Origin of the sequence: Streptomyces sp. NBC_00239 (assembly GCF_036194065.1) — a bacterium.
Taxonomy (GTDB): domain Bacteria; phylum Actinomycetota; class Actinomycetes; order Streptomycetales; family Streptomycetaceae; genus Streptomyces.
Window position 1 is genome coordinate 2,881,601 of record NZ_CP108095.1, and the last position, 26,944, is coordinate 2,908,544.

The 26,944-nt window shown below is 71.2% G+C and carries 26 protein-coding genes; 4 read left to right on the plus strand and 22 right to left on the minus strand.

From position 1 onward, the window contains the following. Positions 1-77 precede the first annotated feature (77 nt). The 3 genes from OG764_RS12455 to OG764_RS12465 form a co-directional block, all read right to left on the minus strand. On the minus strand, positions 78-2,639 hold the full coding sequence (locus tag OG764_RS12455) for an ATP-binding protein (protein WP_328968490.1): 2,562 nt from the start codon (positions 2,637-2,639) through the stop codon (positions 78-80). A gap of 326 nt (positions 2,640-2,965) precedes the next feature. Next, positions 2,966-3,289, minus strand: a complete 324-nt coding sequence (locus OG764_RS12460; RefSeq protein ID WP_328968491.1) for an STAS domain-containing protein — start codon at positions 3,287-3,289, stop codon at positions 2,966-2,968. A 153-nt stretch (positions 3,290-3,442) separates the two neighbouring features. Next, complete coding sequence (locus OG764_RS12465) at positions 3,443-4,291, minus strand: 3-hydroxyacyl-CoA dehydrogenase family protein (RefSeq protein ID WP_328968492.1); 849 nt, start codon at positions 4,289-4,291, stop codon at positions 3,443-3,445. Between the two features lie 196 nt (positions 4,292-4,487). Here OG764_RS12465 and OG764_RS12470 point away from each other — a divergent pair, with 196 nt between their 5' ends. After that, entirely contained in the window at positions 4,488-5,060 is a 573-nt protein-coding gene (locus OG764_RS12470; protein ID WP_328968493.1) for a cob(I)yrinic acid a,c-diamide adenosyltransferase, read from the plus strand. A gap of 404 nt (positions 5,061-5,464) precedes the next feature. On the opposite strand, the gene OG764_RS12475 is transcribed toward OG764_RS12470, so the two are convergent. After that, positions 5,465-6,028: a hypothetical protein gene (locus OG764_RS12475; RefSeq protein ID WP_328968494.1), complete on the minus strand. Its 564-nt coding sequence runs from the start codon at positions 6,026-6,028 to the stop codon at positions 5,465-5,467. A 165-nt stretch (positions 6,029-6,193) separates the two neighbouring features. Between OG764_RS12475 and OG764_RS12480 the strand changes: the two genes are divergently transcribed. The 3 genes from OG764_RS12480 (at position 6,194) to OG764_RS12490 (ending at position 10,061) form a co-directional block, all read left to right on the plus strand. After that, positions 6,194-7,402 carry a sensor histidine kinase gene (locus tag OG764_RS12480; RefSeq protein WP_328968495.1) on the plus strand — a complete coding sequence of 403 codons (1,209 nt, stop codon included), beginning with the start codon at positions 6,194-6,196 and terminating at the stop codon, positions 7,400-7,402. Beyond that, entirely contained in the window at positions 7,351-8,046 is a 696-nt protein-coding gene (locus OG764_RS12485) for a response regulator transcription factor (RefSeq protein WP_328968496.1), read from the plus strand. Before OG764_RS12480 ends, OG764_RS12485 begins: the two co-directional genes overlap by 52 nt. A 173-nt stretch (positions 8,047-8,219) precedes the next feature. Continuing rightward, positions 8,220-10,061 carry a glycoside hydrolase family 18 chitinase gene (locus OG764_RS12490; protein ID WP_328968497.1) on the plus strand — a complete coding sequence of 614 codons (1,842 nt, stop codon included), beginning with the start codon at positions 8,220-8,222 and terminating at the stop codon, positions 10,059-10,061. A gap of 164 nt (positions 10,062-10,225) precedes the next feature. Here OG764_RS12490 and OG764_RS12495 read toward each other — a convergent pair whose 3' ends face one another. The 18 genes from OG764_RS12495 to OG764_RS12580 form a co-directional block, all read right to left on the minus strand. Continuing rightward, positions 10,226-10,672 (minus strand): DUF2550 domain-containing protein, encoded by a 447-nt coding sequence (locus OG764_RS12495; RefSeq protein WP_328968498.1) that lies wholly within the window; start codon positions 10,670-10,672, stop codon positions 10,226-10,228. A 133-nt stretch (positions 10,673-10,805) separates the two neighbouring features. Further along, positions 10,806-11,180, minus strand: coding sequence for a F0F1 ATP synthase subunit epsilon (locus OG764_RS12500; RefSeq protein ID WP_328968499.1), 375 nt, complete (start codon positions 11,178-11,180; stop codon positions 10,806-10,808). Positions 11,181-11,308: 128 nt separating this feature from the next. Further along, entirely contained in the window at positions 11,309-12,751 is a 1,443-nt protein-coding gene (gene atpD / locus OG764_RS12505; RefSeq protein ID WP_266842334.1) for a F0F1 ATP synthase subunit beta, read from the minus strand. Further along, entirely contained in the window at positions 12,751-13,668 is a 918-nt protein-coding gene (locus OG764_RS12510) for a F0F1 ATP synthase subunit gamma (protein WP_328968500.1), read from the minus strand. The genes atpD and OG764_RS12510 overlap by 1 nt, the downstream gene beginning before the upstream one ends. Positions 13,669-13,688: 20 nt before the next feature. Next, positions 13,689-15,287, minus strand: coding sequence for a F0F1 ATP synthase subunit alpha (atpA, locus tag OG764_RS12515; RefSeq protein ID WP_328968501.1), 1,599 nt, complete (start codon positions 15,285-15,287; stop codon positions 13,689-13,691). A 130-nt stretch (positions 15,288-15,417) separates the two neighbouring features. Then, positions 15,418-16,233, minus strand: a complete 816-nt coding sequence (locus tag OG764_RS12520) for a F0F1 ATP synthase subunit delta (RefSeq protein WP_328972974.1) — start codon at positions 16,231-16,233, stop codon at positions 15,418-15,420. Between the two features lie 2 nt (positions 16,234-16,235). Beyond that, positions 16,236-16,784, minus strand: coding sequence for a F0F1 ATP synthase subunit B (locus OG764_RS12525; RefSeq protein ID WP_328968502.1), 549 nt, complete (start codon positions 16,782-16,784; stop codon positions 16,236-16,238). A 37-nt stretch (positions 16,785-16,821) separates the two neighbouring features. After that, complete coding sequence (gene atpE, locus OG764_RS12530; protein WP_328968503.1) at positions 16,822-17,052, minus strand: ATP synthase F0 subunit C; 231 nt, start codon at positions 17,050-17,052, stop codon at positions 16,822-16,824. A 78-nt stretch (positions 17,053-17,130) separates the two neighbouring features. Beyond that, entirely contained in the window at positions 17,131-17,901 is a 771-nt protein-coding gene (gene atpB, locus OG764_RS12535; protein WP_328972975.1) for a F0F1 ATP synthase subunit A, read from the minus strand. A gap of 273 nt (positions 17,902-18,174) precedes the next feature. Further along, entirely contained in the window at positions 18,175-18,615 is a 441-nt protein-coding gene (locus tag OG764_RS12540; protein ID WP_328968504.1) for a hypothetical protein, read from the minus strand. Positions 18,616-19,054: 439 nt separating this feature from the next. Then, a complete protein-coding gene (locus OG764_RS12545) occupies positions 19,055-20,386 on the minus strand; it encodes an MraY family glycosyltransferase (protein ID WP_328968505.1) in 1,332 nt (443 codons plus the stop codon). 113 nt (positions 20,387-20,499) lie between these two features. Beyond that, positions 20,500-21,756: a serine hydroxymethyltransferase gene (gene glyA, locus OG764_RS12550; protein ID WP_328968506.1), complete on the minus strand. Its 1,257-nt coding sequence runs from the start codon at positions 21,754-21,756 to the stop codon at positions 20,500-20,502. A 169-nt stretch (positions 21,757-21,925) separates the two neighbouring features. Further along, a complete protein-coding gene (locus OG764_RS12555; protein ID WP_328968507.1) occupies positions 21,926-22,561 on the minus strand; it encodes an arsenate reductase/protein-tyrosine-phosphatase family protein in 636 nt (211 codons plus the stop codon). After that, a complete protein-coding gene (locus tag OG764_RS12560) occupies positions 22,558-23,205 on the minus strand; it encodes an L-threonylcarbamoyladenylate synthase (RefSeq protein WP_328968508.1) in 648 nt (215 codons plus the stop codon). Before OG764_RS12560 ends, OG764_RS12555 begins: the two co-directional genes overlap by 4 nt. Positions 23,206-23,251: 46 nt before the next feature. Beyond that, positions 23,252-24,097 (minus strand): peptide chain release factor N(5)-glutamine methyltransferase, encoded by an 846-nt coding sequence (gene prmC / locus OG764_RS12565; protein ID WP_328968509.1) that lies wholly within the window; start codon positions 24,095-24,097, stop codon positions 23,252-23,254. A 41-nt stretch (positions 24,098-24,138) separates the two neighbouring features. Beyond that, positions 24,139-25,218: a peptide chain release factor 1 gene (gene prfA, locus OG764_RS12570; RefSeq protein ID WP_328968510.1), complete on the minus strand. Its 1,080-nt coding sequence runs from the start codon at positions 25,216-25,218 to the stop codon at positions 24,139-24,141. A gap of 109 nt (positions 25,219-25,327) precedes the next feature. Next, entirely contained in the window at positions 25,328-25,546 is a 219-nt protein-coding gene (gene rpmE, locus OG764_RS12575; protein ID WP_030153765.1) for a 50S ribosomal protein L31, read from the minus strand. A gap of 144 nt (positions 25,547-25,690) precedes the next feature. Then, complete coding sequence (locus OG764_RS12580; RefSeq protein ID WP_328968511.1) at positions 25,691-26,803, minus strand: LCP family protein; 1,113 nt, start codon at positions 26,801-26,803, stop codon at positions 25,691-25,693. Positions 26,804-26,944 lie beyond the last annotated feature (141 nt).

Genomic DNA, 26,944 nt, shown 5'->3' on the forward strand with positions numbered 1-26,944 from the left:
CGCGCCCCCTGGGGCGTACGGCCTGCCGGCCGCCGAATCGACCGGCCCGCGCCGAACGGCGCGGGCCGTTGGCGTTCCTACGCCGTGGTGCCGGTGCCGGTGCCGGCCGCGTCGCCCGTGGTGCCGGGGTCGCCGGTGGTGGTGCCGGTGGTCCCCGGGTCGCCGGTGGTCGTGCCCGTGGTGCCGGGGTCGCCGGTGGTCGTGCCCGTCGTCCCCGGGTCGCCCGTCGTGGTGCCCGTGGTGCCGGGGTCGCCGGTGGTCGTGCCCGTCGTCCCCGGGTCGCCCGTCGTGGTGCCCGTGGTGCCGGGGTCGCCGGTGGTCGTACCGGTCGTGCCGGGGCTCGACGTGCCGCCGCCGGGGGTGCCGGAGGTCGACGGCGGGGTCGGGCGGCTGCTGCCCGGGCGGGACGGGGTCGGGCTGGTGCCCGGCGGGGTGGCGCTCGGCGAGCCGGTGGCGCCCGGGGAGGAGCCCGTGGGACCCGCCGAGCCGACCGTGCCGACCGGACCGGTCGCGCCGGGGCCGCCCGCGGCCGCGCCGGGGGTGGAGCCGCCGCCCGGGTCGCGGGTCGTGGCGCCCGCCGGGTCGTCGGTGGCGGGTGCGCTGCTCGCGCCGCCGCTCACCGACCGGCCGTTGCGCTGCTGCTCCCCGACCGGCCGGTCGCCGCCGCCGAGACCCAGCGTCACCGCGGTGCCGAGGACCGCGACGAGTACGGCGCCGGCGGCCGCGGCGAGGACGTTGCGGCGGGCACCCCGCAGGACCGACGGCCGGGACTCGCCGGGCTCCACCGGGGGCAGCACCGCCACCACCGGCTGCGGCGGGGTCGCCGTCACATCGCTCGGCGGGGTGAGCCGGGGGAACGCCGCCTTGACGGCGTCCGGTATCGGCGGCGTCTCGGCCGCGAAGTCGAGCTGCGGCAGGCCCTGGGTCATCGCCTCGGACGGCTTGGGCGCCTCCAGTACCAGCGGCGGCGAGACGGGCCCGGCCGCGCGCGGTCCGCCCTCCCGGTCGTCGACGAGGGCGAGGGCGCGCCGCCCGGCGACCGTGCCGCGCTTGTCGGCGAGCGCGCCGCGCAGGCCGATGGAGGCCTCCAGCTCGGCGCGGGCCCGGTCGAGCTGTTCGTTGCAGAGCGCGAGGATGCCCCGCTCGTGGTGGAAGTACGCCTCCTCGGCGACCTCTCCGGCGATCCGGGCGGCCTCCTGGCCGGCCCGCAGGATCCGCTCCCAGGCGCCCCACTGGAGTCCGCCGGCGAAGGCCGGTGCGGCGGTACGGGCCAGCAGCACGGCGGCACTGGGCCCGCCGTCCCCCTGCCCGGGCACCAGGGTCGCCAGGACCGCCAGGACGGCGTCCGCCTCGGCGGCGGCCCGCTCGGGCGTCACCGAGCCGTGCCCGGTCCACCAGGTGTAGTGCTGGGCGGCGGTCAGGGCCCGCTCGGCGGCCTCGTCGCCGTATCCGGCCTCCTCCAGCTGCGGTACGACGCCGGCGGCCAGCCGGTAGCGGGAGCCGACGGGGGTGAGCAGCCCACAGCCGAGGAGCTCGCCGACGGCGGTGTCCGCGTGGGTGTCGCCGACCAGGGCGGGCAGGTGCGCCTGGTGCGGGAGTTCCCCGCCGAGGGCGACGGCGAAGCGGAGGGCGGCGCGGCCCGACTCGCTGAGCCGGGACGCGAGCAGCACGGCGGGGGCGGCGGCCTGGCCGAGGGTGGGCAGGCCCACGTGGGCGGCCTCGGGGGCGCGCTCCTCGAAGACGCCCGGCTCGTCCTCGTCGTCGTCCTCGTCCACGTGGTTGATCGCGTCGCGCTGCCGGAGCAGGGCGGCGGCCTGTACGAAGTGGCGCGGCAGGCCTTCGGAGGCGAACCAGAGGTCGTCGGCCCAGGCCGTCTCCTCCGCGGTGAGCGGCCGCATCGCGGCGCGCTCCAGCAGGGCCGCGGCCGCGGGCTTGGTGAGTCCGGCGAGTGCGACCTCTTCGAGGTGGCCGTCGGCCGTGGCGGCCGCGGTGTCGGGGGCCACGGCGATCAGGAAGGCGCACTCGGGGGTGGCGCGCAGGAGTTCCTCGAGCCCGGCGCCGCCGGTCTCCAGGTCGTCGATGACGACGACGGCGCCGATTTCGCCGACGCGGTCCAGGAGTTCCCGGTGGCCGGGGCGCCGGCGCGGGGCGTCGTACACGGCGGCGTACAGGGCGTGCAGCAGGTCCGCGGCGCTCTGCCGGTGGCCGCTGAGGCGGACGACGCCGTCGGGGGCGAGCCCGGCGCAGTCGGCGGCCACCGCGTCGAGGAGGGCGGAACGGCCGGATCCGGCGGGCCCGGTGACACGTACGGAGCGGCCGCGGGAGAGCAGGCCCACCAGGCGCTCGCGGTCCGCGTCGCGTTCGAGGAGGGGCAGCTCGGGGAGGGCGTCGAGGGCGGCGCCGGCCGGTACGGGCGGCAGGGCGGCCGCGGCCAGGGCGGCGCGGTCCTCGGCGGACCGCTTGGCGACGGTGGTCTGCGGGGCGTCGGGCCGGCGCGGTTCTATCTCGCTGCCGTCGACGGGGTTGACCGTCAGGACGAAGTCGCCGCAGTCGAGTTGGGTGATCCGGGCGGGTCCGGGCCGGCGCCCCTCGGCGCCGCCGTCTTCGTCCGCTCCCCCGAGCCCCTGTATGCGGTCCATGGCCCAAGCCCCCCGATCGCGTCGTGCGCCGTCGTTCCTCCCGGCCTTCGCACACTCCGCTGTCGCTGCTGGTCCGGCGTCCGCCCACGGGTTCTCCACGAGCCGACACGGCCGAACCCTAGACGTAGGCCAAGTATCCAGGAACAGGCGGGGTCCCATCCGCACAGGAGCATCACGTTATGGCCTCGGACGTGCCCGTGGGGAGGGGGCCTTCCGCAGACGCCGTGGACGGCGTCGGGCGGCACGGGGTCCGCGGGCGGGGGCGCGGTGCGGGACCGGCGCCGGGGTGCGGGCGACCGGGGTGCGCGCGGGGCCGCGGGCCGGGGTCAGACGCGGGGCAGGGACTCCGCGGCGAGGCCGCCCTCGATGGCGAGGATCCGGTGCAGCCGGGTGGCCACGAGCAGCCGCTGCATCTGCGGGGGCACACCGCGCAGGACGAGCCGGCGGCCGGTCCGGCCGGCCCGGCGATGGGCGCCCATGATGACGCCCAGCCCGGTCGCGTCCCAGGAGTCGAGCCCGGTCAGGTCCAGTACGAGGTCTCCGGCACCGTCGTCGAGGGCCGAGTGGAGGGCCGTACGGGCGTCCGCCGCGCTGCGCACGTCGAGGCGGCCCCCGACAGCGAGTTCGGCGTGGTCGCCCCTGATGTGCATGTGTGCTCCCCGGCAGGTACTGCGTGCGTGTGGTCCGTAGGTCGGCAACTCTCACTGGAAGTGACTGCCTCGGGGGCAGGGAAGTTGCCGACCGTGAGCGAACCGATACCTAATTCACCCTGGGGGGTGATGCATTCGAACGGTCGCGCTCGCTCAGTGCTTGTAGAAGCCCTGTCCACTCTTGCGGCCGATGTCACCGGCATCGACCATGCGCCGCATCAGCTCCGGCGGCGCGAACTTCTCGTCCTGGCATTCGGTGTAGATGTTGCTCGTGGCGTGCAGCAGGATGTCGACGCCCGTCAGGTCGGCGGTCGCCAGCGGTCCCATTGCGTGACCGAACCCCAGCTTGCACGCGATGTCGATGTCCTCGGCGGAGGCCACGCCCGATTCGTACAGCTTTGCCGCCTCGACGACCAGCGCCGAGATCAACCGGGTGGTGACGAAGCCGGCCACGTCGCGGTTGACGACGATGCAGGTCTTGCCCACGGACTCGGCGAAGGCGCGGGTGGTGGCGAGGGTTTCGTCGCTGGTCTTGTAGCCGCGGACCAGCTCGCACAGCTGCATCATCGGGACCGGCGAGAAGAAGTGCGCGCCGACGACCCGCTCGGGGCGCTCCGTCACCGCGGCGATCTTGGTGATCGGGATGGCGGAGGTGTTGGACGCGAGCACCGCGTCCTCCCGGACGATCTTGTCCAGGGCGCGGAAGATCTCGTGCTTGACCTCGAGCTTCTCGAAGACGGCCTCGACCACGATGTCCACGTCCGCGACGGCGTCGAGGTCGGTGGTCGTGGTGATGCGCGCGAGGGCCGCCTCGGCGTCCTCGGCCGTCAGCTTCCCCTTCGAGACGAACTTGTCGTACGAGGCCTTGATGCCGTCCGTACCGCGCGTCAGAGCCGCGTCGGTCACGTCGCGCAGGACGACGTCCCAACCCGCCTGAGCGGACACCTGAGCGATACCGGAACCCATCAGTCCGGCACCGATGACGGCAAGCTTCCCAGCCACTGCACACCCCTGGATCTCTGTCGATACTCCGGCCTCTCCGGCGGAGACTAGCGTCCGCGGGCTGCCGTGTGACCGTGAAGTAACACGCGTCACGTCTCAGATGACGGACATCACACCGGTCCGGCCCATCGGCGTGCGGGCGCCGCGCAGTTGACCGGCCCGGCCCGGTCCGCGGGGGACGGCCTACGCTGGGCGCATGGTGAATCTGACGCGCATCTACACCCGCACCGGCGACAAGGGCACGACCGCCCTGGGGGACATGAGCCGCACCGCCAAGACGGACCTGCGGATCTCCGCGTACGCGGACGCCAACGAGGCGAACGCGGTCATCGGCACGGCGATCGCCCTGGGCGCGCTGGACGACGAGGTCGCCGCGGTGCTCGTCCGGGTCCAGAACGACCTCTTCGACGTGGGCGCCGACCTCTCGACGCCGGTGGTGGCGGACCCGGCGTACCCGCCGCTGCGCGTCGAGCAGTTCTACGTGGACCGGCTGGAGGCGGACTGCGACCGCTTCAACGAGCAATTGGAGAAGCTGCGCAGCTTCATCCTGCCCGGGGGGACGCCGGGCGCGGCGCTGCTGCACCAGGCGTGCACGGTGGTGCGGCGGGCGGAGCGGTCCACGTGGGCGGCGCTGGAGGTGCACGGCGAGACGATGAACCCCCTGACGGCGACCTACCTCAACCGCCTGTCGGACCTCCTGTTCATCCTCGCCCGCACGGCGAACAAGACCACCGGCGACGTCCTGTGGGTCCCGGGCGGCGACCGCTGACGCTCGGCCGCGCCGTTACCCTGACGCCGCCCCGACCCCCCTCCGGCCTCCCGGCGTGTGAGGCGAACTCGCCGGCGTTTGAGGCGGGCGCCGGGGCCGTATCCAGCCTCGCCGGCGTTTGAGGCGCGGGGTCTGGGGCGGAGCCCCAGGACTGCAACCCGGCTGGCGCCGGGCACCGGGCTCCGCCCGGACCCGCGCCTCAAACGCCGGCGAGGCTGGAAGTTGCGCCCCCGGGCATCGGCGAAGCCGAAGGGCGCCACAGCCAGCCGGCGAGGCTGGAAGTTGCGCCCCAGGGCATAGGCGAAGCCGAAGGGCGCCACAGCCAGCCGGCGAGGCTGGAGGTTGCGCCCCAGGGCATAGGCGAGGCTGAGGTGCACCCCGGCCAGCCGGCCAGGCGGAACGGGTCAGCGCGTTCGGTCGGGTACCGGGGCGGCCGTGGTCGGGGCCCGCTTGGGCCAGATCGTGTAGGTCGCCGCCACCAGCGCATGGATCCCCACCGCCCGCAGCGTCACCATCTGCCACCCCCGCAACGCCCCCGTGTCGCCCGCGTCGCCGACGTACCAGATCGCCAGCTGGAGCAGGCCCGCCGCGACCGCGGCCGCCAGCACCGTCCGCAGCCACAGCTGCCACTCGTGGCGGGCACGCGCGGCCCCGTACCCCGCGCCGGCCGGCTTCGGTCCGCCCGCGAGCCGGTACGCGGCGTGGCCGTCGAGCCACTTCACGGTGTAGTGCCCGTAGGCGACGGTGTAGCCGAGGTAGAGGGCGGCGATGCCGTGCCGGGTGTCCGGCGCCGCGCCGCCGCGCAGGTCGATCACGGTGGCGACGAGCAGCACCAGCTCCAGCAGCGGTTCGCAGAGCAGCACGGCGGCGCCGGCCCGGGGCATCTTCGCGAGGTAGCGCAGTGCCAGTCCCCCGGCGAGCAGCAGCCAGAATCCGACTTCGCAGACGACGATCAGGGTGACGATCACGGGAGGGTTCCTCTCCGGGGCCGGGAGTGCGGGACTCCTTCCACTGTCGCGGCCGTCCGGCCGCCCGGCGTCGTCGCCGGTGCCGATCCGCGGGTACACCGAAAGGTGCAGGCGGATCTCGGCCGGGGTTCCGAGGCCGGGCCGCGCGATGCCCTGTTGGATGGGGTGGTGACCCCGATCGCGGCGACCCCGACCATCCGACCCCACCGGCACGACGTGCTGATCGCGGTGTCCGGGCTGCTCACGGGACTGCTCCTGTGGGGCCTGGGCGTGCACGAGAACGCCGGCCGCCCGGGCCTGCCCGACCGGGCCAGCCTGCTGCCGCTGGCGGTGGCCGCGGGCGCGGCCCTGCTGCGCCGCACCCGGCCGCGGATCGCGCTGGCGGCCGGGACCGCCGCGCTGGCCGCCGACCTGTTCACGGTCGGGAACCTCGCCACCGTGCTGCTGTTCACGGACCTCGTCTACGCGGCCGTTCTCTACGGGCCGCCCGCGCAGGCCCGGTGGCTACCCGTGGCCACCGGCCTCCTCTCGGTCGCCGCGACCGCGGGCGCCCTGGCCTGGCTGGAGCGGCCGGAGGCCGTGCTGATCGGCGTGCTGACCGCGCTCGTCACCTTCGCTCCGGCACTGACCGGCGCCTCGGTGCGCCACCACCGGGACGCCGCCGACGCGGCCCGGCTGCGTGCCGAGCAGACCGCTCTGCTGGCGGAGATGGACCGGACCCAGGCGGTGGCCGCGGAGCGGGCCCGGATGGCGCGCGAGTTGCACGACATGGTCGCGGGCCACCTGTCCGCCATCGCGATCCACTCCACGGCCGCGCTGTCCATCGACTCCCCGCAGACCAGCCGTGAGGCGCTGGGGGTGATCCGTGAGAACAGCGTCCAGGGTCTGGCCGAGATGCGCCGCCTGATCGGGCTGCTGCGGGACGCGGGCGGCGGCGATCCTGCGCAGGGCGCGGCCGTGCCCTCCCTCGACGGGCTCGGGGCGCTGCTGGCGCAGGCCGGGGCGGGTGGTGCGGCGAGCGGGCTGGAGTTCCGCCTGGAGGACGCCCGGCCGCCGGGTGGGCCGCTGCCGGCGCCCGTGGAGCTGGCGGCGTACAGGATCGTCCAGGAGTCCGTCACGAACGCCCTGAAGCACGCGGCGCCGGGCCGGGTCACCGTCCGGGTCGAGCGTTCAGCCGGACTGCTGACCGTACGGGTGGACAGCCCGCACGGCCGTCGGCCGGGGCCGCGGGCGCCGGGTTCGGGCGCCGGGCTGGTGGGCATGCGGGAGCGTACGGCCCTGCTGGGCGGCGTGTTCGAGGCCGGGCCGGCCGGGCCGGGCACATGGCGGGTGCGGGCGTCCTTGCCCGCCGACGAGAAGGGGGCGGGTGCGTGACGATCCGGGTGCTGGTGGCCGAGGACCAGTCGGCGGTGCGGGCCGGGCTGGTGCTGATCCTGCGCAGCGCGGGGGACATCGAGGTGGTGGGCGAGGCAGCGGACGGCGCGGAGGCGGTCCGGCTGGCCCGGGAACTGCGTCCGGACCTGGTGCTGATGGACGTACAGATGCCGGTGCTCGACGGGGTGTCGGCGACCCGGCAGGTGGTCGCCGAGGGGCTGGCCGACGTACTCGTCCTGACCACCTTCGATCTGGACGAGTACGTGTTCGGGGCGCTGCGCGCGGGGGCCGCCGGCTTCCTGCTGAAGAACGCGGAGGCGGCGGAGCTGATCACGGCGGTGCGGACGGTGGCGCGCGGGGAGGGCCTGATCGCACCGGCGGTGACCCGCCGCCTGATCGCCGAGTTCGCGGCCCCGCGGGTACGGAGTGCCAACGCGGCGCAGAGCGCGGCGGTGGCGGGGCTGACGCCGCGCGAACGCGAGGTGCTGTCCTGCCTGGGTCAGGGGCTGTCCAATGTGGAGATCGCGGCCCGGCTGGAGATGGCGGAGGCCACGGCGAAGACCCACGTCAGCAGGCTGCTGGGCAAGCTGGAGCTTCGCAGCCGGCTCCAAGCGGCCGTGCTGGCACAGGAGTTGGGCATCTGACGAAGAGGCGCCAAGGAGGTCTGGACCTCTTGACGCTTGGTCCAGACCTTTCTAGTCTCACCGCAACACTGTGGTGAGCGTGCCATGACAAAGCGTGCTCACGGGCGGCGCAGGTCCCACCCCCATGCCGGCATCGGCCCCACCGAGGCCGGCGGACCTACGGAGGAGCACCCTTGAGCACAGCACCCCCACGCACCCGCTTCTTTTCGAGAGTCGCGGCGACCGTCGCCGCCTTCGCCCTGCCCATCGCCGGCCTCGTCGGCCTGGCCTCCCCCGCGCAGGCGGCGACCTCCGCCACGGCGACCTACACCAAGGTCTCCGACTGGGGCTCCGGCTTCGAGGGGAAGTGGACGGTGAAGAACACCGGCACCACGACCCTCAGCAGCTGGACCGTGGAGTGGGACTACCCCACCGGCACCCGCGTCACCTCCGCCTGGGACGCCACCGTCACCAGCAGCGGCAACCACTGGACCGGCAAGAACGTCGGCTGGAACGGCACCCTCTCCCCCGGCGCCAGCGTCAGCTTCGGCTTCAACGGCGCCGGCAGCGGCGCTCCCACCGGTTGTAAGGTCAACGGCGCTTCCTGCGACGGCGGCGGCCAGCCGGGCGACACTCCCCCCACCGCCCCCGGCACCCCCACCGCCTCCAACGTCGGCGACACCGCGCTCACCCTGAACTGGGCCGCCGCCACCGACGACAAGGGCATCAAGAACTACGACGTCTACCGCGGCTCCGCCAAGATCGCCACGGTGACCGGCACCGCCTACGCGGACTCCGGCCTCACCAAGGGCACCACGTACACCTACAGCGTCACCGCCCGCGACACCGCCGACCAGACCGGCCCGTCCTCCGGCAGCCTGTCCGTCACCACGACCGGCGGAGGCGGCAACCCGGACCCCGGCGCCAAGGTCAAGCTCGGCTACTTCACCGAGTGGGGCGTCTACGGGCGCAACTACCACGTGAAGAACCTGGTCACCTCCGGCTCCGCCGCCAAGATCACCCACATCAACTACGCCTTCGGCAACGTCCAGGGCGGCAAGTGCACCATCGGCGACGCCTACGCCGACTACGACAAGGCGTACACCGCCGACCAGTCCGTCGACGGCGTCGCCGACACCTGGGACCAGCCGCTGCGCGGCAACTTCAACCAGCTGCGCAAGCTGAAGAAGGCGTACCCGAACATCAAGGTGCTGTGGTCCTTCGGCGGCTGGACCTGGTCCGGCGGCTTCGGCCAGGCCGTCCAGAACCCGGCCGCCTTCGCCCAGTCCTGCTACGACCTCATCGAGGACCCGCGCTGGGCCGACGTCTTCGACGGCATCGACCTCGACTGGGAGTACCCCAACGCCTGCGGCCTGTCCTGCGACACCTCCGGCGCGGCCTCCTTCAAGAACATGATGCAGGCCATGCGGGCCAAGTTCGGCGCGAACAACCTGGTCACCGCGGCCATCTCCGCCGACGGCTCGAACGGCGGCAAGCTGGACGCGGCGGACTACGCGGGCGCCGCCCAGTACATCGACTTCTACAACGTCATGACGTACGACTTCTTCGGCGCCTGGGCCGCGCAGGGCCCGACCGCCCCGCACTCCCCGCTCACCGCCTACGCCGGCATCCCGCAGGACGGCTTCAACTCCGAGGCCGCGATCACCAAGCTCAAGGGCAAGGGCATCCCCGGCAGCAAGCTCAACCTCGGCATCGGCTTCTACGGCCGCGGCTGGACCGGCGTCACCCAGGCCGCCCCCGGCGGCACCGCCACCGGCCCGGCCCAGGGCACGTACGAGCAGGGCATCGAGGACTACAAGGTCCTCAAGAACAGCTGCCCCGCCACCGGCACCATCGCCGGCACCGCCTACGCCAAGTGCGGCACCAACTGGTGGAGCTACGACACCCCCGCCACCATCGCCGGGAAGATGACCTGGCTCAAGAACCAGGGCCTCAAGGGCGCCTTCTTCTGGGAATTCAGCGGTGACACCGCGAACGGCGAACTCGCCGGCGCCATCCACACCGGCCTGCAGTAGCCGCCGGTAGCCGCGCCAGCCCGCCGGCCCGGACAGCGCGAGCCCGCCCGGGAAACGCCGGGCGGCCCGGAAGACGGAAGCCGGGGAGAGGGGTCCGCCCCCCTGCTCCCCGGCTTCTGCCGTACCCGCCGGGCAGCGCCCGTACGGCCGGTCAGGCCACGTTCTCAGGCCACGTTGACGCGTTGCCCCGGAGGCGCGGCCTCCAGCCAGGCCAGGAAACCGGTCAGGGCGTCCTCGCTCATCGCCAGCTCCAGGCGGGTCCCCTGATGGAGACAGCCGAGCACGACGGCGTCGGACAGCAGGGCCAGCTCCTCCTCGCCCTGGGGGGCGCGGCGCGCGAGCACCTCGATCGAGGAGCGCTCCAGCAGCCGGCGCGGCCGCGGCGAGTAGCTGAAGACGCGGAACCACTCGATGCGGTCACCGCTGTACCGGGCGACCCCGTAGACCCAGCCCTTGCCGGACAGGTCGGTCTCCTCGGCCACGTCCCAGCGCAGACTGCAGTCGAACGTGCCGCCCGAACGCTGGATCAGCCGCCGGCGCAGCCCGAAGACAAAGAGACCGATCACCACCAGGGCGACGACCAGGCCGCTCACAAGCAGAGCGAGGAGCATCTTCACCGACCTCCTCGCTCATCCGAATGACGCAATGAAACAGCACCAGCACCTGCATCGCCTCAGCCGCGACCCCGCCTGGAAAATTCCAGCGGGCCGCGGCTGAGAGGGTAAAACTCGTCCGGTTACGGGGTCAGGACCCCGTCACCGCGCGCAGCCGGACATCCGCGCGACGCTCGGCGGCGGCGTCGGCCTCCGCCTTCGCGCGCTCCAGTGCCCGCTCCGCGCGCTGGACGTCGATCTCGTCCGCGAGCTCGGCGATCTCCGCGAGCAGGGACAGCTTGTTGTCCGCGAACGAGATGAAACCGCCGTGCACCGCGGCGACGACAGTGCCGCCCTCGGTCGTACGGATGGTCACCGGGCCCGATTCCAGCACACCGAGCAGCGGCTGGTGACCGGGCATGACGCCGATGTCGCCGGACGTGGTGCGGGCGACAACCAGGGTTGCCTCGCCGGACCAGACGGAACGGTCCGCCGCGACCAGCTCGACGTGCAGCTCAGCAGCCAAGGTGGCTCCTCGGGTCTCCACCCGGCGGGTCGGCCGGGTGTTGGGTCAAATTCTAATGGGCGTGGGGAGAGGGACGGGACACACCCGCCCCTCTCCGTCAATCAGCAGTGCTCACGGAGGAGCAAGGCTTAGGAGACGCCCAGCTCCTTGGCGTTGGCCTTCAGGTCCTCGATGCCACCGCACAGGAAGAACGCCTGCTCGGGGAAGTGGTCGTAGTCACCGTCGCAGATCGCGTTGAACGCGGTGATCGACTCGTCGAGCGGAACGTCCGAACCGTCCACACCGGTGAACTGCTTCGCCACGTGGGTGTTCTGCGACAGGAAGCGCTCGACGCGACGGGCACGGTGGACAACGAGCTTGTCCTCCTCGCCCAGCTCGTCGATACCGAGGATCGCGATGATGTCCTGGAGGTCCTTGTACTTCTGCAGGATCCCCTTGACGCGCATCGCCGTGGCGTAGTGGTCCGCCGCGATGTACCGCGGGTCGAGGATGCGGGACGTCGAGTCCAGCGGGTCCACGGCCGGGTAGATGCCCTTCTCGGAGATCGGACGGGAAAGAACCGTCGTCGCGTCGAGGTGGGCGAAGGTGGTCGCCGGCGCCGGGTCGGTCAGGTCGTCCGCGGGGACGTAGATCGCCTGCATCGAGGTGATCGAGTGACCACGGGTCGAGGTGATGCGCTCCTGGAGGAGACCCATCTCGTCGGCCAGGTTCGGCTGGTAACCCACCGCGGAGGGCATACGGCCGAGCAGGGTCGACACCTCGGAACCCGCCTGGGTGTACCGGAAGATGTTGTCGATGAAGAACAGCACGTCCTGCTTCTGCACATCGCGGAAGTACTCCGCCATGGTCAGACCGGCAAGCGCGACACGAAGACGCGTGCCCGGCGGCTCGTCCATCTGGCCGAAGACGAGGGCGGTCTTGTCGATGACGCCCGAGTCGGCCATTTCCTCGATGAGGTCGTTGCCCTCACGAGTACGCTCACCGACGCCCGCGAACACCGACACACCGTCGTGGTTGTTGGCGACGCGGTAGATCATTTCCTGGATCAGAACGGTCTTGCCGACACCGGCACCACCGAACAGACCGATCTTTCCACCCTTGACGTACGGGGTGAGAAGGTCGATGACCTTGACGCCGGTCTCGAACATCTCGGTCTTCGACTCGAGCTCGTCGAAGCGGGGCGCCTTGCGGTGGATGGGCCAGCGCTCGGTGACCTCGGCGTTCGCCTCGGGGTAGTTGAGCACCTCACCCAGGGTGTTGAAGACCTTGCCCTTGGTGAAGTCACCGACGGGGACGGTGATGCCCTCGCCCGTGTCGGTCACCGGGGCCTGGCGGACCAGGCCGTCGGTCGGCTGCATCGAGATGGTACGGACGAGGCCGTCACCCAGGTGCTGCGCGACCTCGAGGGTCAGGGTCTTGAGCTTGCCGTCCTCGGCCGGGTCTGCGACCTGGACCTTGAGGGCGTTGTAGATCTCGGGCATGGCGTCGACGGGGAACTCCACGTCGACGACCGGGCCGATGACCCGGGCGACGCGGCCCGTGGCGGCGGCCGTCTCAACAGTGGTCGTCATTACTTGTCACTCCCCGCGGTCGCGTCAGCCATGGCGCTCGCGCCACCGACGATCTCGCTGATTTCCTGGGTGATTTCGGCCTGGCGGGCCGCGTTGGCAAGCCGGGAGAGGCTCTTGATGAGATCCCCGGCATTGTCGGTCGCCGACTTCATCGCGCGGCGGCGGGCGGCGTGCTCGGAAGCAGCCGACTGCAGCAGTGCGTTGTAGATGCGGCTCTCGACGTAGCGCGGCAGAAGGGCGTCGAGGACGTCCTCCGCCGACGGCTCGAAGTCGAACAGCGGAAGGATCTCGCCCTTGCCACCGTTCTCCTCCGCGGCCTGGTCGAGGCTGAGCGGCAGCATCCGGCCGTCGACCGCGTTCTGCGTCATCATCGACACGAATTCCGTGTAGATGATGTGCAGCTCGTCGACGCCGCCCTCGGCCGTCTCCGTCTGGATGGCCTCGATCAGCGGTCCCGCGACGCGCTTGGCGTCGGCGTAGGCCGGGCTGTCGGTGAAGCCGGTCCACGAATCCGCGACCTTGCGCTCGCGGAAGCCGTAGTAGGCCAGACCCTTACGGCCGACGATGTACGTGTCGACCTCCTTGCCCTCGCCGCGGAGCCGCTCGGTGAGCCGCTCCGCCTGCTTGATGGCGTTGGAGGAGTAGCCGCCGGCCAGACCGCGGTCGCTCGTGATGAGCAGAACCGCGGCACGGGTCGGCGTCTCGACCTCGGTCGTCAGGGCGTGCTTGGTGTTCGAACCGGTCGCCACCGCGGTCACCGCACGGGTGAGCTCGGTCGCGTACGGCATCGATGCCGCCACCTGGCGCTGCGCCTTGACGATGCGCGAGGCGGCGATCATCTCCATCGCCTTGGTGATCTTCTTGGTCGCCGTGACGGCACGGATGCGACGCTTGTAGACCCGGAGCTGCGCTCCCATGAGTCAGGTCCCTTCCGTCGTCACTTGGAGACGTTGACGGCCGCCGGAGCGTCCTCGCCCAGGAGCTTGCCGTCCGAGGTCTCGAACTGCTTCTTGAAGCCGGCGATGGCGTCGGCGACGGACTGCAGGGTGTCGTCGGACATCTTGCCGCCCTCGGCGATGGAGGTGAGGAGGTCCTTGCGGCTGACCCGCAGGTGCTCCAGCAGCTCCGACTCGAAGCGACGGATGTCGTTGACCGGAACGTCGTCCATCTTGCCGGTGGTGCCGGCCCAGACGGAGACGACCTGCTCCTCGACGGGCATCGGCTGGTACTGGCCCTGCTTCAGCAGCTCGACCAGGCGCTTGCCGCGCTCCAGCGAGGCCTTCGACGCGGCGTCCAGGTCGGAACCGAAGGCGGCGAACGCCTCCAGCTCACGGTACTGGGCGAGGTCCAGGCGCAGACGGCCGGAAACCTGCTTCATGGCCTTGTGCTGGGCGGAGCCACCGACGCGGGAGACCGAGATACCGACGTTCAGCGCCGGGCGCTGGCCCGCGTTGAACAGGTCGGACTCCAGGAAGCACTGGCCGTCGGTGATGGAGATGACGTTGGTCGGGATGAACGCCGACACGTCGTTCGCCTTGGTCTCGACGATCGGCAGACCGGTCATCGAACCGGCACCCATGTCGTCGGAGAGCTTCGCGCAGCGCTCCAGCAGACGGGAGTGCAGGTAGAAGACGTCGCCCGGGTACGCCTCACGGCCCGGCGGGCGGCGCAGCAGCAGCGAGACGGCGCGGTAGGCGTCGGCCTGCTTCGACAGGTCGTCGAAGATGATCAGGACGTGCTTGCCGGCGTACATCCAGTGCTGGCCGATGGCGGAACCGGTGTACGGCGCCAGGTACTTGAAGCCGGCCGGGTCGGACGCCGGGGCGGCGACGATCGTCGTGTACTCGAGCGCGCCGGCGTCTTCCAGGGCGCCGCGAACGGACGCGATGGTCGAGCCCTTCTGGCCGATGGCGACGTAGATGCAGCGGACCTGCTTGTTCACGTCGCCGGAGCGCCAGTTGTCGCGCTGGTTGATGATCGTGTCGACGGCCAGCGCGGTCTTGCCGGTCTGACGGTCGCCGATGATCAGCTGACGCTGGCCACGGCCGACGGGCACCATGGCGTCGATGGCCTTGTAGCCGGTCTGCATGGGCTCGTGGACCGACTTGCGGACCATGACGCCGGGGGCCTGCAGCTCGAGGGCGCGGCGGCCTTCGGTCGCGATCTCGCCGAGACCGTCGATCGGGTTGCCGAGCGGGTCGACGACGCGGCCGAGGTAGCCCTCGCCGACGCCTACGGAGAGAACCTCACCGGTGCGCTGCACCGGCTGGCCCTCCTCGATACCGCTGAACTCGCCGAGGACGACCGCACCGATCTCGCGCTCCTCGAGGTTGAGGGCGAGACCGAGGGTGCCGTCCTCGAACTTCAGCAGCTCGTTCGCCATGGCGGAGGGCAGACCCTCCACCTTCGCGATGCCGTCGCCGGCAACGCTGACCGTTCCGACCTCCTCGCGCGAGGCCGCGTCCGGCTTGTACGACTGGACAAAGTTCTCCAGCGCGTCCCGGATCTCCTCCGGCCGGATCGTGAGCTCCGCCATCTGGGTTCCCTGCTCTCCTTGTTGGGCCTGAAGCTTCTTAGGGGTCTGGGGGCGACCCCCAGGAATCTTCTGCAAGTTCTGCACGGCCCAACCGGGCCGCTGGAAATGCTTTTCTGCTTTGGTGGCTTGGTCAGCCGGCCATGCGGCGGGACACCTCTGCGAGGCGCTCCGCGAGGCTGCCGTCGATGACCTCGTCACCGACGCGCACCGAGATCCCGCCGAGGACCGTCGGGTCCACGTCGAGGTTCAGGTGCATCTGGCGGCCGTACAGCTTGGCCAGGACCGCACCGAGACGCTGCTTCTGCACGTCGCTGAGCGGAACCGCGGTGGTCACGGTGGCGACCATGCGGTTGCGGCGCGCCGCGGCGAGCGTGGAGAGGGACTGGAGTCCCCCTTCCAGGCTACGTCCCCGCGGGTGCGTGACGAGACGCGCGACCAGCCGCTCGGTGACCGCGTTCGCCTTGCCGCCGAGCAGGCTGCGCAGCAGCTGGCTCTTGGCGGAGGCGGTGGCCGACCGGTCGGTCAGGGCCGCACGCAGCTCCGTGCTCGAGGCGACGATGCGCCCGAAGCGGAACAGCTCGTCCTCGACGTCGTCGAGTGCACCGGCCTGCTGGGCGGCGGTGAGCTCGGCGGTGTCCGCCAGCTCCTCCAGCGCGTCCACCAGGTTGCGCGACTGCGACCAGCGGGAGCGGACCATGCCGGACACCAGGTCGAGGGTTTCCCCGCCCACCTGGCCGCCCAGCAGGCGTCCTGCCAGCTCGGCCTTGGCCTCGCCGGCCTGCGCCGGGTCCGTGATGACCCGACGCAGCGACACCTCGCGGTCGAGCAGCGCGGTGACGGCAGCCAGCTCACCGGCGAGCTTCCCGGCGTCGGCGGACGTGTTGTCCGTCAGCGCGTCGAGACGCTCACGAGCGGTGGCGAGTGCCTCGCGGCTCGCTCCGTGCATGGTCATCGAGCCGCCTCGGCCTTCTCCTCGAGCTCGTCGAGGAAGCGGTCGATGGTGCGGCTCTGCCGGGCGTGGTCCTCGAGGGACTCGCCGACGAGCTTGCCGGCCAGGTCGGTGGCGAGCTTGCCCACGTCCTGGCGCAGCGCCTGCGAGGCGGCCTTGCGGTCGGCCTCGATCTGGGCGTGGCCGGCAGCGATGATCTCCTCACGCTGCCGCTGGCCCTCTGCGCGCAGTTCTTCCTTGAGCGCAGTGCCCTGCTCGAGCGCCTCCTGGCGCAGGCGAGCGGCCTCGTGACGGGCCTCGGCGAGCTGGGCCTTGTACTGCTCCAGCACGCTCTGGGCCTCGGTCTGAGCCGCTTCGGCCTTCTCGATGCCACCCTCGATCGCCTCGCGGCGCTCCTCGAGAACCTTGTTGATGGTCGGGAGGAGCTTCTTCCAGAAGAAGAAGAAGACGATGGCGAAGGCGATGGTGCCGATGAGCAGCTCGGGACCGGGGGGCAGAAGCGGGTTCTGCTCCTCCTCGGCCGCCAGCTGAACCAGGTTGGCGATCACATCAATGCCTTTCGTCGAAAGTGTCAGTAAGAGGTGATTACTTACCGAACACGAACGGCATAACGATGCCGATGAGGGCCAGCGCCTCACAGAAGGCGAAGCCGAGGATCTGGTTGGCGCGGATCAGGCCGGCAGCCTCGGGCTGACGGGCGAGAGCCTGCGTGCCGTTACCGAAGATGATGCCGACGCCGACGCCGGGGCCGATGGCGGCGAGGCCGTAGCCGATGGAGCCGAGGGAACCGCTGACGGCTGCAAGGGTCTGAGACATGCCGGATCTTCCTTCTCTTTCACGGACCGGTGGGGGTTGGCCACCGGACGACTGTGGATCTTGCGGGGCGGGTTTGGCTCAGTGGTGCTCGGCGAGAGCGCCCTGAATGTAGGAGCAAGCGAGGAGCACGAACACGTACGCCTGAACCGCCTGCACGAAAAGTTCGAAGAGGATCATGACCACGGTCATCACGAACGAGACACCGGCGGCCGGGATCATCGCGCCGTTCAGCAGGTACCAGGAGGCGACCGTGAACATGACCAGCATCAGGTGGCCGGCGAACATGTTCGCGAACAGTCGCACCGCGTGCGTGAAGGGGCGGACGATCAGGTTCGAGAAGAACTCGATGACCATCACGAGCGGCAGGACCGGGCCGAGCGACTTGTCGTAGCCGGTGACGTTCTTGAAGAAGCCGACGAAGCCGTGCTTCTTGAAGGTCAGCGAGACCCAGACCACGTACACGATCGCGGCCAGGACCATCGGGAAGGCGATGATCGAGGAGACCGGGAACTGCGCGAGCGGGATCACGGACCAGATGTTCATGATCCAGATGAAGAAGAACAGCGAGACCATCAGGGGGACGTACTTCTCGCCCTCCTTCTTGCCCAGCGTCTCGTAGACGATGCCGCGGCGGACGAAGTCGTAGCCCGCTTCACCGACCATCTGGAGCTTGCCGGGTACGACCTTGGCCTTACCGAAGGCGACCCAGAAGAAGCCGACGACCAGGACGGTGGTGATCAGCGCGAGCAGCATCACCTTGTTGAACTCGTACCCGCCGACGGTGAAGAGCGGCTGGAAAAGGAACGAGTGGAGGCCCGGAGCCGGGAAGCCACAGCCGTTGTCGGCCATGATGCGGCAGCTCCAGTCAAAGGCAAGCTGGGTCTGATCAGCACTCACCGCGGGCTCCTTCAGCGTGGCGCATGGGTACGGCAACCTCGTTGTGTCGGCGCGGCGCGTGGCCGCGGTTCGGCACTGGACTGGTCTTACGGGTGTGGGGGCGGCTAGCAGGCATTGAGCCTCGCGATGGGCCAGGCGTCAGCTCAGATGCCCGCTCCCGCGATGCCGCAGTTGGCACCGGACGATAGCAGGATCCCGAACGCGAACTTATCCCGCCCCTACCCTTCACGACGAAGACCCGGTGTTTTCGGGCTTTCCGCCCTTGTCATCCGAGTCGGGATCGACGTAAAGGATCTTGGCCTTCATGTGCGCACGGGCCTGGGCGGCCATCCACACGAGGGTGGTGGCGATCAGCGTGGCGGCGAAGGCCTTGGGGTTGAACAGCGTCGTGTCCTTGAACACGGCGACGAAGACGAACAGCAGCAGCAGCTGTGTGGTGTAGAGCATCAGCCCCATGGCCTGGAACAGCTGCGGCAGAGACTTGGCGGTGCGTTGCAGCACCACGACGCCGACCCCCATGAAGAGGATGACGACCAGCGCTCCTACGAGAGCCCCGATCGCGCCCTTGCCACCGGCGACGACCCCGCTGATCGCGACGGCGATGGCGCCGGCGGCAGCGGTGGGCACGACGGTATGCAGGAGTGCTCGGGATTCTTCAGAGCGCATGGCGAATTGCTCCGCGTGATGGTGGGGGCACGGGACTCGTTCGAGGACGAGCGTAAGCCCGGTCCGAGATCGAGCCTCGGGCCAATGGACCGTCGCACTACGGTCCTTCGGCTCTGTCGCCGGGTTTAGTGAACGGTATCACAAACTATTTGATGAGGTCTTTACCTGTCGGGTGTGCTCACTGTCACACATGAGAGGTAACCCGCGCGTCTGTGCACTGCGCGGCGTCCAAATGTCTGGTAATGGACCCCGGCATCCTATTCGTCAACCGGCCGTGATCCGCCCCCACCCCACGTGCCTCCGCGAACGGAGGCCTTGACCGGCCTCCGCGTTGACCCCGGACACATGGCCGTGGGCCCCGCTTCACGGCGGGGCCCACGGAATTTCACCCATCGTTTGTCCGCGGCCGCGCGCGCGGCCTGCCGGCACCCGGGCGCGGTCAGCTGGAGGACTCGGCCTTGTGCCGGTCGGGGAACTGTGCACGGCGGCCGATGGCGGTGGCGCCGTTGACGCCCGAGACACCCGCGACGATCCGCGCGGGGGCCGGCTCCGGCGCCGTGGCGTCCTGCAGGGCCGCCTCCGCGGCGGCCTCCGCGGCGCGCTCCGCGTGCCGGTAGCGGGGCGGTACGAGCCGCTCGGCCCACCGCGGGGCGCGCGGCGTGAAGCGGGGCAGCAGGAGCAGCACGAGGCCCACCGCGCTCAGCCCGACGATCGCGAACACGATCCACATCGAGGCGGAGTGCACGGAGTACGCCACCGCCCCGAAGGCGATCAGCCCGGACCAGAAGTACATGATCAGCACGGCCCGGCTGTGCGAGTGCCCGATCTCCAGCAGCCGGTGGTGCAGGTGGCCGCGGTCCGCCGCGAACGGCGACTGGCCGTTCCAGGTGCGCCGGACGATCGCCAGCGTCAGGTCCGCCATCGGGATCGCGATGATCGTGAGCGGCAGCAGCAGCGGGATGAAGACCGGCACCATCGCGTGGGTCGCGTTGCGTTCGCCGTCGAAGTACACGGCCATGGCGTCCGGATCCAGCCGCCCGGTGATGGAGATGGCGCCCGCGGCCAGCACCAGCCCGATCAGCATCGACCCGGAGTCGCCCATGAAGATGCGCGCGGGATGCATGTTGTGCGGCAGGAAGCCCAGGCACATGCCCATCAGGATGGCTGCGAACAGGGTGGCCGGGGCGGCCGCCTCGATGCCGTACCCGTACCAGAGGCGGTAGCCGTACAGGAAGAACGCGGCGGACGCGATGCAGACCATGCCGGCCGCGAGGCCGTCGAGGCCGTCCACGAAGTTCACCGCGTTGATGGTGATCACGACGAGCGCGACGGTGAGCAGGTTGCCCTGCCACTGGGTCAGCGAGACCGTGCCGAAGCCGGGGATCGGCAGCCACAGCACGGTCAGGCCCTGCATGACCATCACGCCCGCGGCGATCATCTGCGCGCCGAGCTTGATGAGGGCGTCGATCTCGAACTTGTCGTCGAGCACACCGACGAGCCAGATCAGGGCCGCCCCGGAGAGCAGCGCCCGCGGCTCGTTCGTGAGCTTGAAGACCCCGTTGAGGTTCTCCAGGTGGTCCGCGACCAGCAGGCCTGCGCACAGGCCGCCGAACATCGCGATCCCGCCGAGCCGCGGTGTCGGTTCCCGGTGCACGTCCCGGGCCCTGATCTCGGGCATGGCGCCGACCGCGATCGCGAACTTGCGCACCGGACCGGTGAGCAGGTAGGTCACCGCGACCGTGACGCACAGCGTCAGCAGGTATTCACGCACGGGCTGCCCCAGGGGTATCGCCGACCATCTCAGCCCCACACATTAGCTTCGATGCCCACGGGGTTGAGGACACCCGGGGGCCGGGATCCGGTTGCAGATCGTTCTCCCTGTCCTCACTCGGACGGATACGGGGGAAATCTCCCGGCCAGTTCGGCGACCTCGGCGCGTACGTCGCCGTCCCCGCGCAGGGCCGCGGCGAACAGCGTCCCGATCCGCTCCATCTCGGCGGCGCCCATGCCCTGGGTGGTGACGGCGGCCGTGCCCAGGCGCAGTCCCCGCTGGTCCCCGTAGGGCAGCGCGCAGGTGTCGAGGACCATCCCGGCGGCCGCGAGCCGGCCGCGGGCGGTGGGGCCGTCGACGCCGAGCGGCGCCGGGTCGGCGGTGATGAGGTGGGTGTCGGTGCCGCCCGTCGTCAGGGTGAGTCCCTCCGCCGTCAGCGTCCGCGCGAGAACCCTCGCATTGGTGACGACCTGATGGGCGTACGCGGTGAAGGCGGGGCCCGACGCCTCCCCGAAGGCGACGGCCTTGGCGGCGATGGTGTGCATCTGCGCGCCGCCCTGCGTGAAGGGGAACACCGCCCGGTCCACCCGTTCGGCGAGCGCCGCACCGCACAGCAGCATGCCGCCGCGCGGGCCGCGCAGGACCTTGTGGGTGGTGGCGCAGACGATGTCGGCGTACGGCACCGGGCTGGGCGCGGCCCCGCCGGCGACCAGGCCGATCGGGTGCGCGGCGTCGGCGACGAGGTACGCCCCGACGTCGTCGGCGATCGCCCGGAAGGCCGCGTAGTCGGGGTGGCGGGGGTAGGAGATCGATCCGCAGACGATTGCCTTGGGGCGGTGCTGCCGGGCCAGCGCGGCGACCTGCTCGTAGTCGATGAGCCCGCTCTCGGCGTCGACGCCGTAGCCGACGAACGCGAACCAGCGGCCGGAGAAGTTCGCCGGGGAGCCGTGCGTGAGGTGCCCGCCGTACGGGAGTCCCATCGCGAGGACCGTGTCGCCCGGGCGCAGCAGGGCCGCGTACGCGGCGAGCACGGCCGAGGAGCCGGAGTGCGGCTGCACGTTGGCGTGCTCGCTGCCGAACAGCGCGGTGGCCCGCTCGACGGCGATCCGCTCGGCGAGGTCCGCGTACTCGCAGCCGCCGTGGTGGCGCCGGCCCGGGTAGCCCTCGGCGTACTTGTTGGCGAGCGGCGAGCCGAGTGCGGCCAGCACCGCGGGCGAGGTGAAGTTCTCGGCGGCGATCAGCTGGAGGCCGCCCGCCTGCCGTGCCTGCTCGCCCGCGAGGACGTCCGCGATGGCGGGGTCCTGGCGCCGCAGCGCCTCGAAGTCGGCGGCGGCGACGGTGGGCCGGACGGGATGGCTGACGGTGGTCATGGCGCGACTCCGACGCGTGGGAGGGCACTACGCAGTACGCCCACTGTAGGCCGCGGCACCCCCATACGCACCGAAAATCAGACTTTTCGCGCGTCGCGAGGTGGCGTCGTCACGGGACGGGCCCGGATCGGCCCGGCCTGCGGGGCGGCGGGCCGCGGGGCCCGGCGGGTCAGTGCGGGGCGCCGACGCCGGTCAGCGCGGTGACGACCGGCTCCAGGGCCTGGTTGATCTCGTCGCCGATGGAGCGGAAGAAGGAGATCGGGGCGCCGTACGGGTCGTAGACCTCGTCGGCCTCGGCCGAGGGGGCCAGCAGCCAGCCGCGCAGCGCCGCAGCGGCCCGGACCAGGGCTCGGGCGCGCTCGGCCATGCCGTCGTCCAGGGGCGGGAGGGTGGCCGGGTCTATGGCGCGCACCAGGCGCGTGAACTCCTTCAGCGTGAAGGTGCGCAGGCCCGCCGAGTGGCCCATCGAGATGACCTGGGCCCGGTGGTCGCGCGTCGCGGTGAGGACCAGGTCGGCGCGTATGACGTGCTCGTCCAGGAGTTCGCGGCCGGTGAAGCCGGAGGCGTCCGCGCCGAAGTCGGCGAGCACGGCGGCCGCGTTGGCCTCCATGGGCGCGCCCTCGTGGCCCCAGGTTCCGGCGCTCTCCACGATCAGGCCGCCGGGCAGCGGTACGCCGCCGAGCCGGTCGATCAGGGCGTGCCGGGTGAGCCGCTCGGTGATCGGCGAGCGGCACACGTTGCCCGTGCTGACGTGGAGGATGCGGAACGGGTCCGTGCCGGCTATGCCACGCCCCTGAGGGCTCACGGGGCCACCTCGAGGTCGGGTACGACCTCCCGCAGCTGCTGGGCCGACAGGGCGCCTTCCCGGAGCAGGACGGGCACCTTGCCGGTGACGTCGACGATCGACGACGGCTCCATGCCGGGGGTGGGGCCCCCGTCCAGGTACACCGAGACGGAGTCGCCGAGCATCTCGCGGGCGGCGTCGCAGTCCTCGGGCGCCGGCTGACCGGAGAGGTTGGCGGAGGAGACGGCCATCGGGCCGACCTCCTTCAGCAGCTCGATCGCGACGGGGTGCAGCGGCATCCGGATGGCGACGGTGCCGCCGGTGTCGCCGAGGTCCCACTGCAGGGAGGGCTGGTGCCGGGCGACGAGCGTGAGGGCGCCCGGCCAGAAGGCGTCGACGAGCTCCCACGCGGCCTCGGAGAAGTCCGTGACGAGGCCGTGGAGGGTGTTCGGGGAGCCGATGAGCACGGGGGTGGGCATCGAGCGGCCACGGCCCTTGGCTGCGAGCAGGTCGGCGACGGCCTCCGCACTGAAGGCGTCCGCGCCGATGCCGTAGAGGGTGTCCGTGGGCAGCACGACCAGCTCACCCCGGCGCACGGCTGATGCCGCTTCACGCAGACCCGTCTTGCGGTCCGTCGCGTCGTTGCAGTCGTATCGCCGGGCCATCAGCGGGCCTCCTCGTGCGGGGCGGTGGGGGCGGGGTGGGGGGTCCTCACGGCAGCGCCTTGCGGGCGGTGGCGAAGCGCGGCCGGTTGTTCAGGTCGGGGTGGTCGGCGGCATCGGCCCAGCCCCGCTCCTCGGCGAAGATCCACGGGACCTGGCCGCCCTGGGTGTCGGCGTGCTCGATGACGACGACGCCGCCGGGGCGCAGCAGCCGGTGCGCGGTGCGCTCCAGGCCGCGGATGGTGTCGAGGCCGTCCTCGCCGGAGAACAGCGCCATCTCGGGGTCGTGGTCGCGGGCCTCCGGGGCGACGTACTCCCATTCGGTGAGCGGGATGTACGGCGGGTTGGAGATGACCAGGTCGACCTGGCCGTCGAGTTCGGGCAGCGCGCTCAGGGCGTCGCCCTGGTGCACGGTGACCCGGGAGCCCTCGGCGTTCTTGCGGGTCCAGCGCAGGGCGTCCTCGGACAGCTCGACGGCGTGCACGCGTGAGCGCGGCACCTCCTGTGCCATGGCGAGGGCGATGGCCCCGGAGCCGGTGCACAGGTCCACGATGAGCGGCTCGACCACGTCCATGGCCCGTACGGCGTGTATGGCCCAGTCCACGACGGACTCGGTCTCGGGGCGCGGTACGAACACCCCGGGGCCGACCTGGAGCTCCAGGTAGCGGAAGAAGGCCCGCCCGGTGATGTGCTGGAGGGGTTCGCGGGCCTCGCGGCGCGCGATGGCCTCCCAGTAGCGGGCGTCGAAGTCCGCGTCCTTGACGTGGTGGAGTTCACCCCGCTTGACGCCGTGCACCCACGCGGCGAGCTCCTCGGCGTCGAAGCGCGGTGAGGGCACGCCGGCGGCGGCCAGCCGCTGGGTGGCCTGGGCCACCTCCGCGAGCAGCAGGTTCACGCTTCCTCCACCGGGGTCGTACGGGGGGCTGAACGGGGGTCTTACTGGGCTGCCGCGAGCTTCGCGGCGGAGTCGGCGTCGACGCAGGCCTGGATGACCGCGTCGAGGTCGCCGTCGAGCACCTGGTCCAGGTTGTACGACTTGAAGCCGACCCGGTGGTCCGAGATCCGGTTCTCCGGGAAGTTGTACGTACGGATCTTCTCGGAACGGTCGACGGTGCGCACCTGGCTGCGCCGCGCGTCGGACGCTTCCTGCTCGGCGGCCTCCTGGGCGGCGGCGAGCAGCCGCGAGCGCAGGATGCGCATGGCCTGCTCCTTGTTCTGGAGCTGGCTCTTCTCGTTCTGGCAGGAGGCGACGACGCCGGTGGGGATGTGCGTGATGCGCACGGCGGAGTCGGTGGTGTTGACGGACTGGCCGCCGGGGCCGGAGGAGCGGTACACGTCGATGCGCAGGTCGTTCATGTTGATCTCGACCTCGACGTCCTCGGCCTCGGGGGTCACGAGGACGCCGGCGGCGGAGGTGTGGATGCGGCCCGCGGACTCGGTGGCGGGCACGCGCTGCACGCGGTGCACTCCGCCCTCGTACTTCATCCGGGCCCAGACGCCCTGGCCGGGCTCGGTGGCGCCCTGGCCGCCCTTGGTGCGGACGGAGACCTGGACGTCCTTGTAGCCGCCGAGCTCGGACTCCGTGTAGTCGATGATCTCGGTCTTCCAGCCGATGCGCTCGGCGTACCGCAGGTACATGCGCAGGAGGTCGCCGGCGAACAGGGCGGACTCGTCGCCGCCCGCGCCCGCCTTGATCTCCAGGAGGATGTCCTTGTCGTCGCTGGGGTCGCGCGGGACCAGCAGCAGGCGCAGCTTCTCGGTGAGCGCCTCGCGCTGTGCGGTCAGCTCCTTGACCTCGGCGGCGAAGTCCGGGTCGTCGGCCGCGAACTCCTTGGCCGTCTCGATGTCCTCACCGGCCTGCTTCCAGGCGCGGAAGGTGCCCACGATGGGGGTCAGCTCGGCGTAGCGCTTGTTGAGCTTGCGCGCGTTCGCCTGGTCTGAGTGGACCGAAGGGTCGGCGAGCTGCTTCTCGAGATCGGCGTGCTCGCCGATCAGATCCTCGACCGCTTCGAACATCGGGTGCTCCTGGAATCGATAAGACGGAGGGGCTGCGGGACGACAAAGGCGCCGGTCCGGCCGCCCCCGCGTGGTCAGGGGGCGACCGGTGACCGGCGCCGGTGGCTCGCTACTTCGAGCCGGCAGCCTTGCCGAAGCGGGCCTCGAAGCGGGCCACGCGGCCACCGGTGTCGAGGATCTTCTGCTTGCCCGTGTAGAACGGGTGGCACTCGGAGCAGACCTCGGCACGGATGGTGCCCTCGGTCAGGGTGCTGCGAGTCGTGAACGACGCGCCACAGGTGCAGCTGACCTGGGTCTCGACGTACTCGGGGTGAACATCGCGCTTCAAGGTGTCTCCTAGATTCGGGAGGGCGCCGGGTCGCATGCGGCGGAATTGCGCGCTGCGTGAACCGGGGCCGACGGACCAGTCTGCCAGGACCGGGCCGCCTGTCAAAATTCGGGAACGCTCCCCTCAACGGGGAGGGGCCGGCATCTATTCCTTGACGAGGGAACCCGCGGTTCCCTTGTCGCCCGCGGACTTCTCGGTGGCCGAGGCGGGGATGGGCCGGTCCTGCAGGAGGGCCTGCCAGACCTGCGCGGTCTCCTTCTCCAGGGGGACCACCCGGTTGGGGTCGATGGCGTCCGCGCCGACCGGCAGGGTGATCATCTGGAGGTCGTGGGACTCGATCTGCGCGAGGCCCGACGCGAAGCCCATGAGGTCCTTGACGTCGGCGAGCTTGCTGTCGGTGGTGATGGCCTTGGTGCCGGTGTCCGCGAGGTCGAGGAGCCGCTTCGGGTTGTCGAACACGCCGATGCTCTTGACCTGCTTGATGAGCGCCTTGATGAAGGCCTGCTGGAGCTGGATGCGGCCGAGGTCGCTGCCGTCGCCGACGCTCTTGCGGGTGCGTACGAGGCCGAGGGCCTGCTCGCCGTCGAGTTTGTGGGGGCCGGCCTGGAGGTCGAGGTGGCTGGCCTTGTCCTTGATCGGCTTGGTGGTCGTGATGCTGACCCCGCCGAGCTTGTCGATGATCTTCTTGAAGCCGTCGAAGTCGACTTCGAGGTAGTGGTCCATGCGGACCCCGGACATCGACTCGACGGTCTTGACCGCGCAGGCGGCGCCGCCGATGGTGAACGACTCGTTGAACATGCTGCGCTCGCCGCCGGGGTCGGTCTTGCCGCTCTCGGTCGCGCACGAGGGGCGGGTGACCAGGGTGTCCCGGGGGATCGAGATGACGGAGGCCTTCTTGTGGCCCTCGTACACGTGGACGATCATCGCGGTGTCGGAGCGGGCCGAGCCGCCGTCGTCGCGGCCGTACTCGGAGTTCGCTCCGCCGCGGGAGTCGGAGCCGAGGACGAGGATGTCCATGGATCCGTTGTCGATGTCGGCGGGCCGGTCGTTGCCGAGGGCCGCGTCGATGTCGACGCTCTTCAGGTTCCCGTTGAACTTCACGTAGAAGTAGCCGAGGCCCGCGCCCCCGAGTACGACCACGCCTGCCGCCGTCCAGGCGACGATCGCGAACGCCTTGCGGCGCCCGGACGCCCGTTTGCGGCGCCGCCCGCGCCCGGCCGTGCGTATGCCGGCCCGGCCGCTGCTCTGCTCGGTCATGCTCTCCTCGGTTCTCCGGGTGTCGTGATCCCCCGGTGGCGTGTCCCCTCCCGTGGTCCGACAGCGAAGACGGGAGAGGAGGCCAAAGGGTTGCACGACGACCTGTGCCCACCGTGCGGGCACGGTGGGCACAGGGGTGGT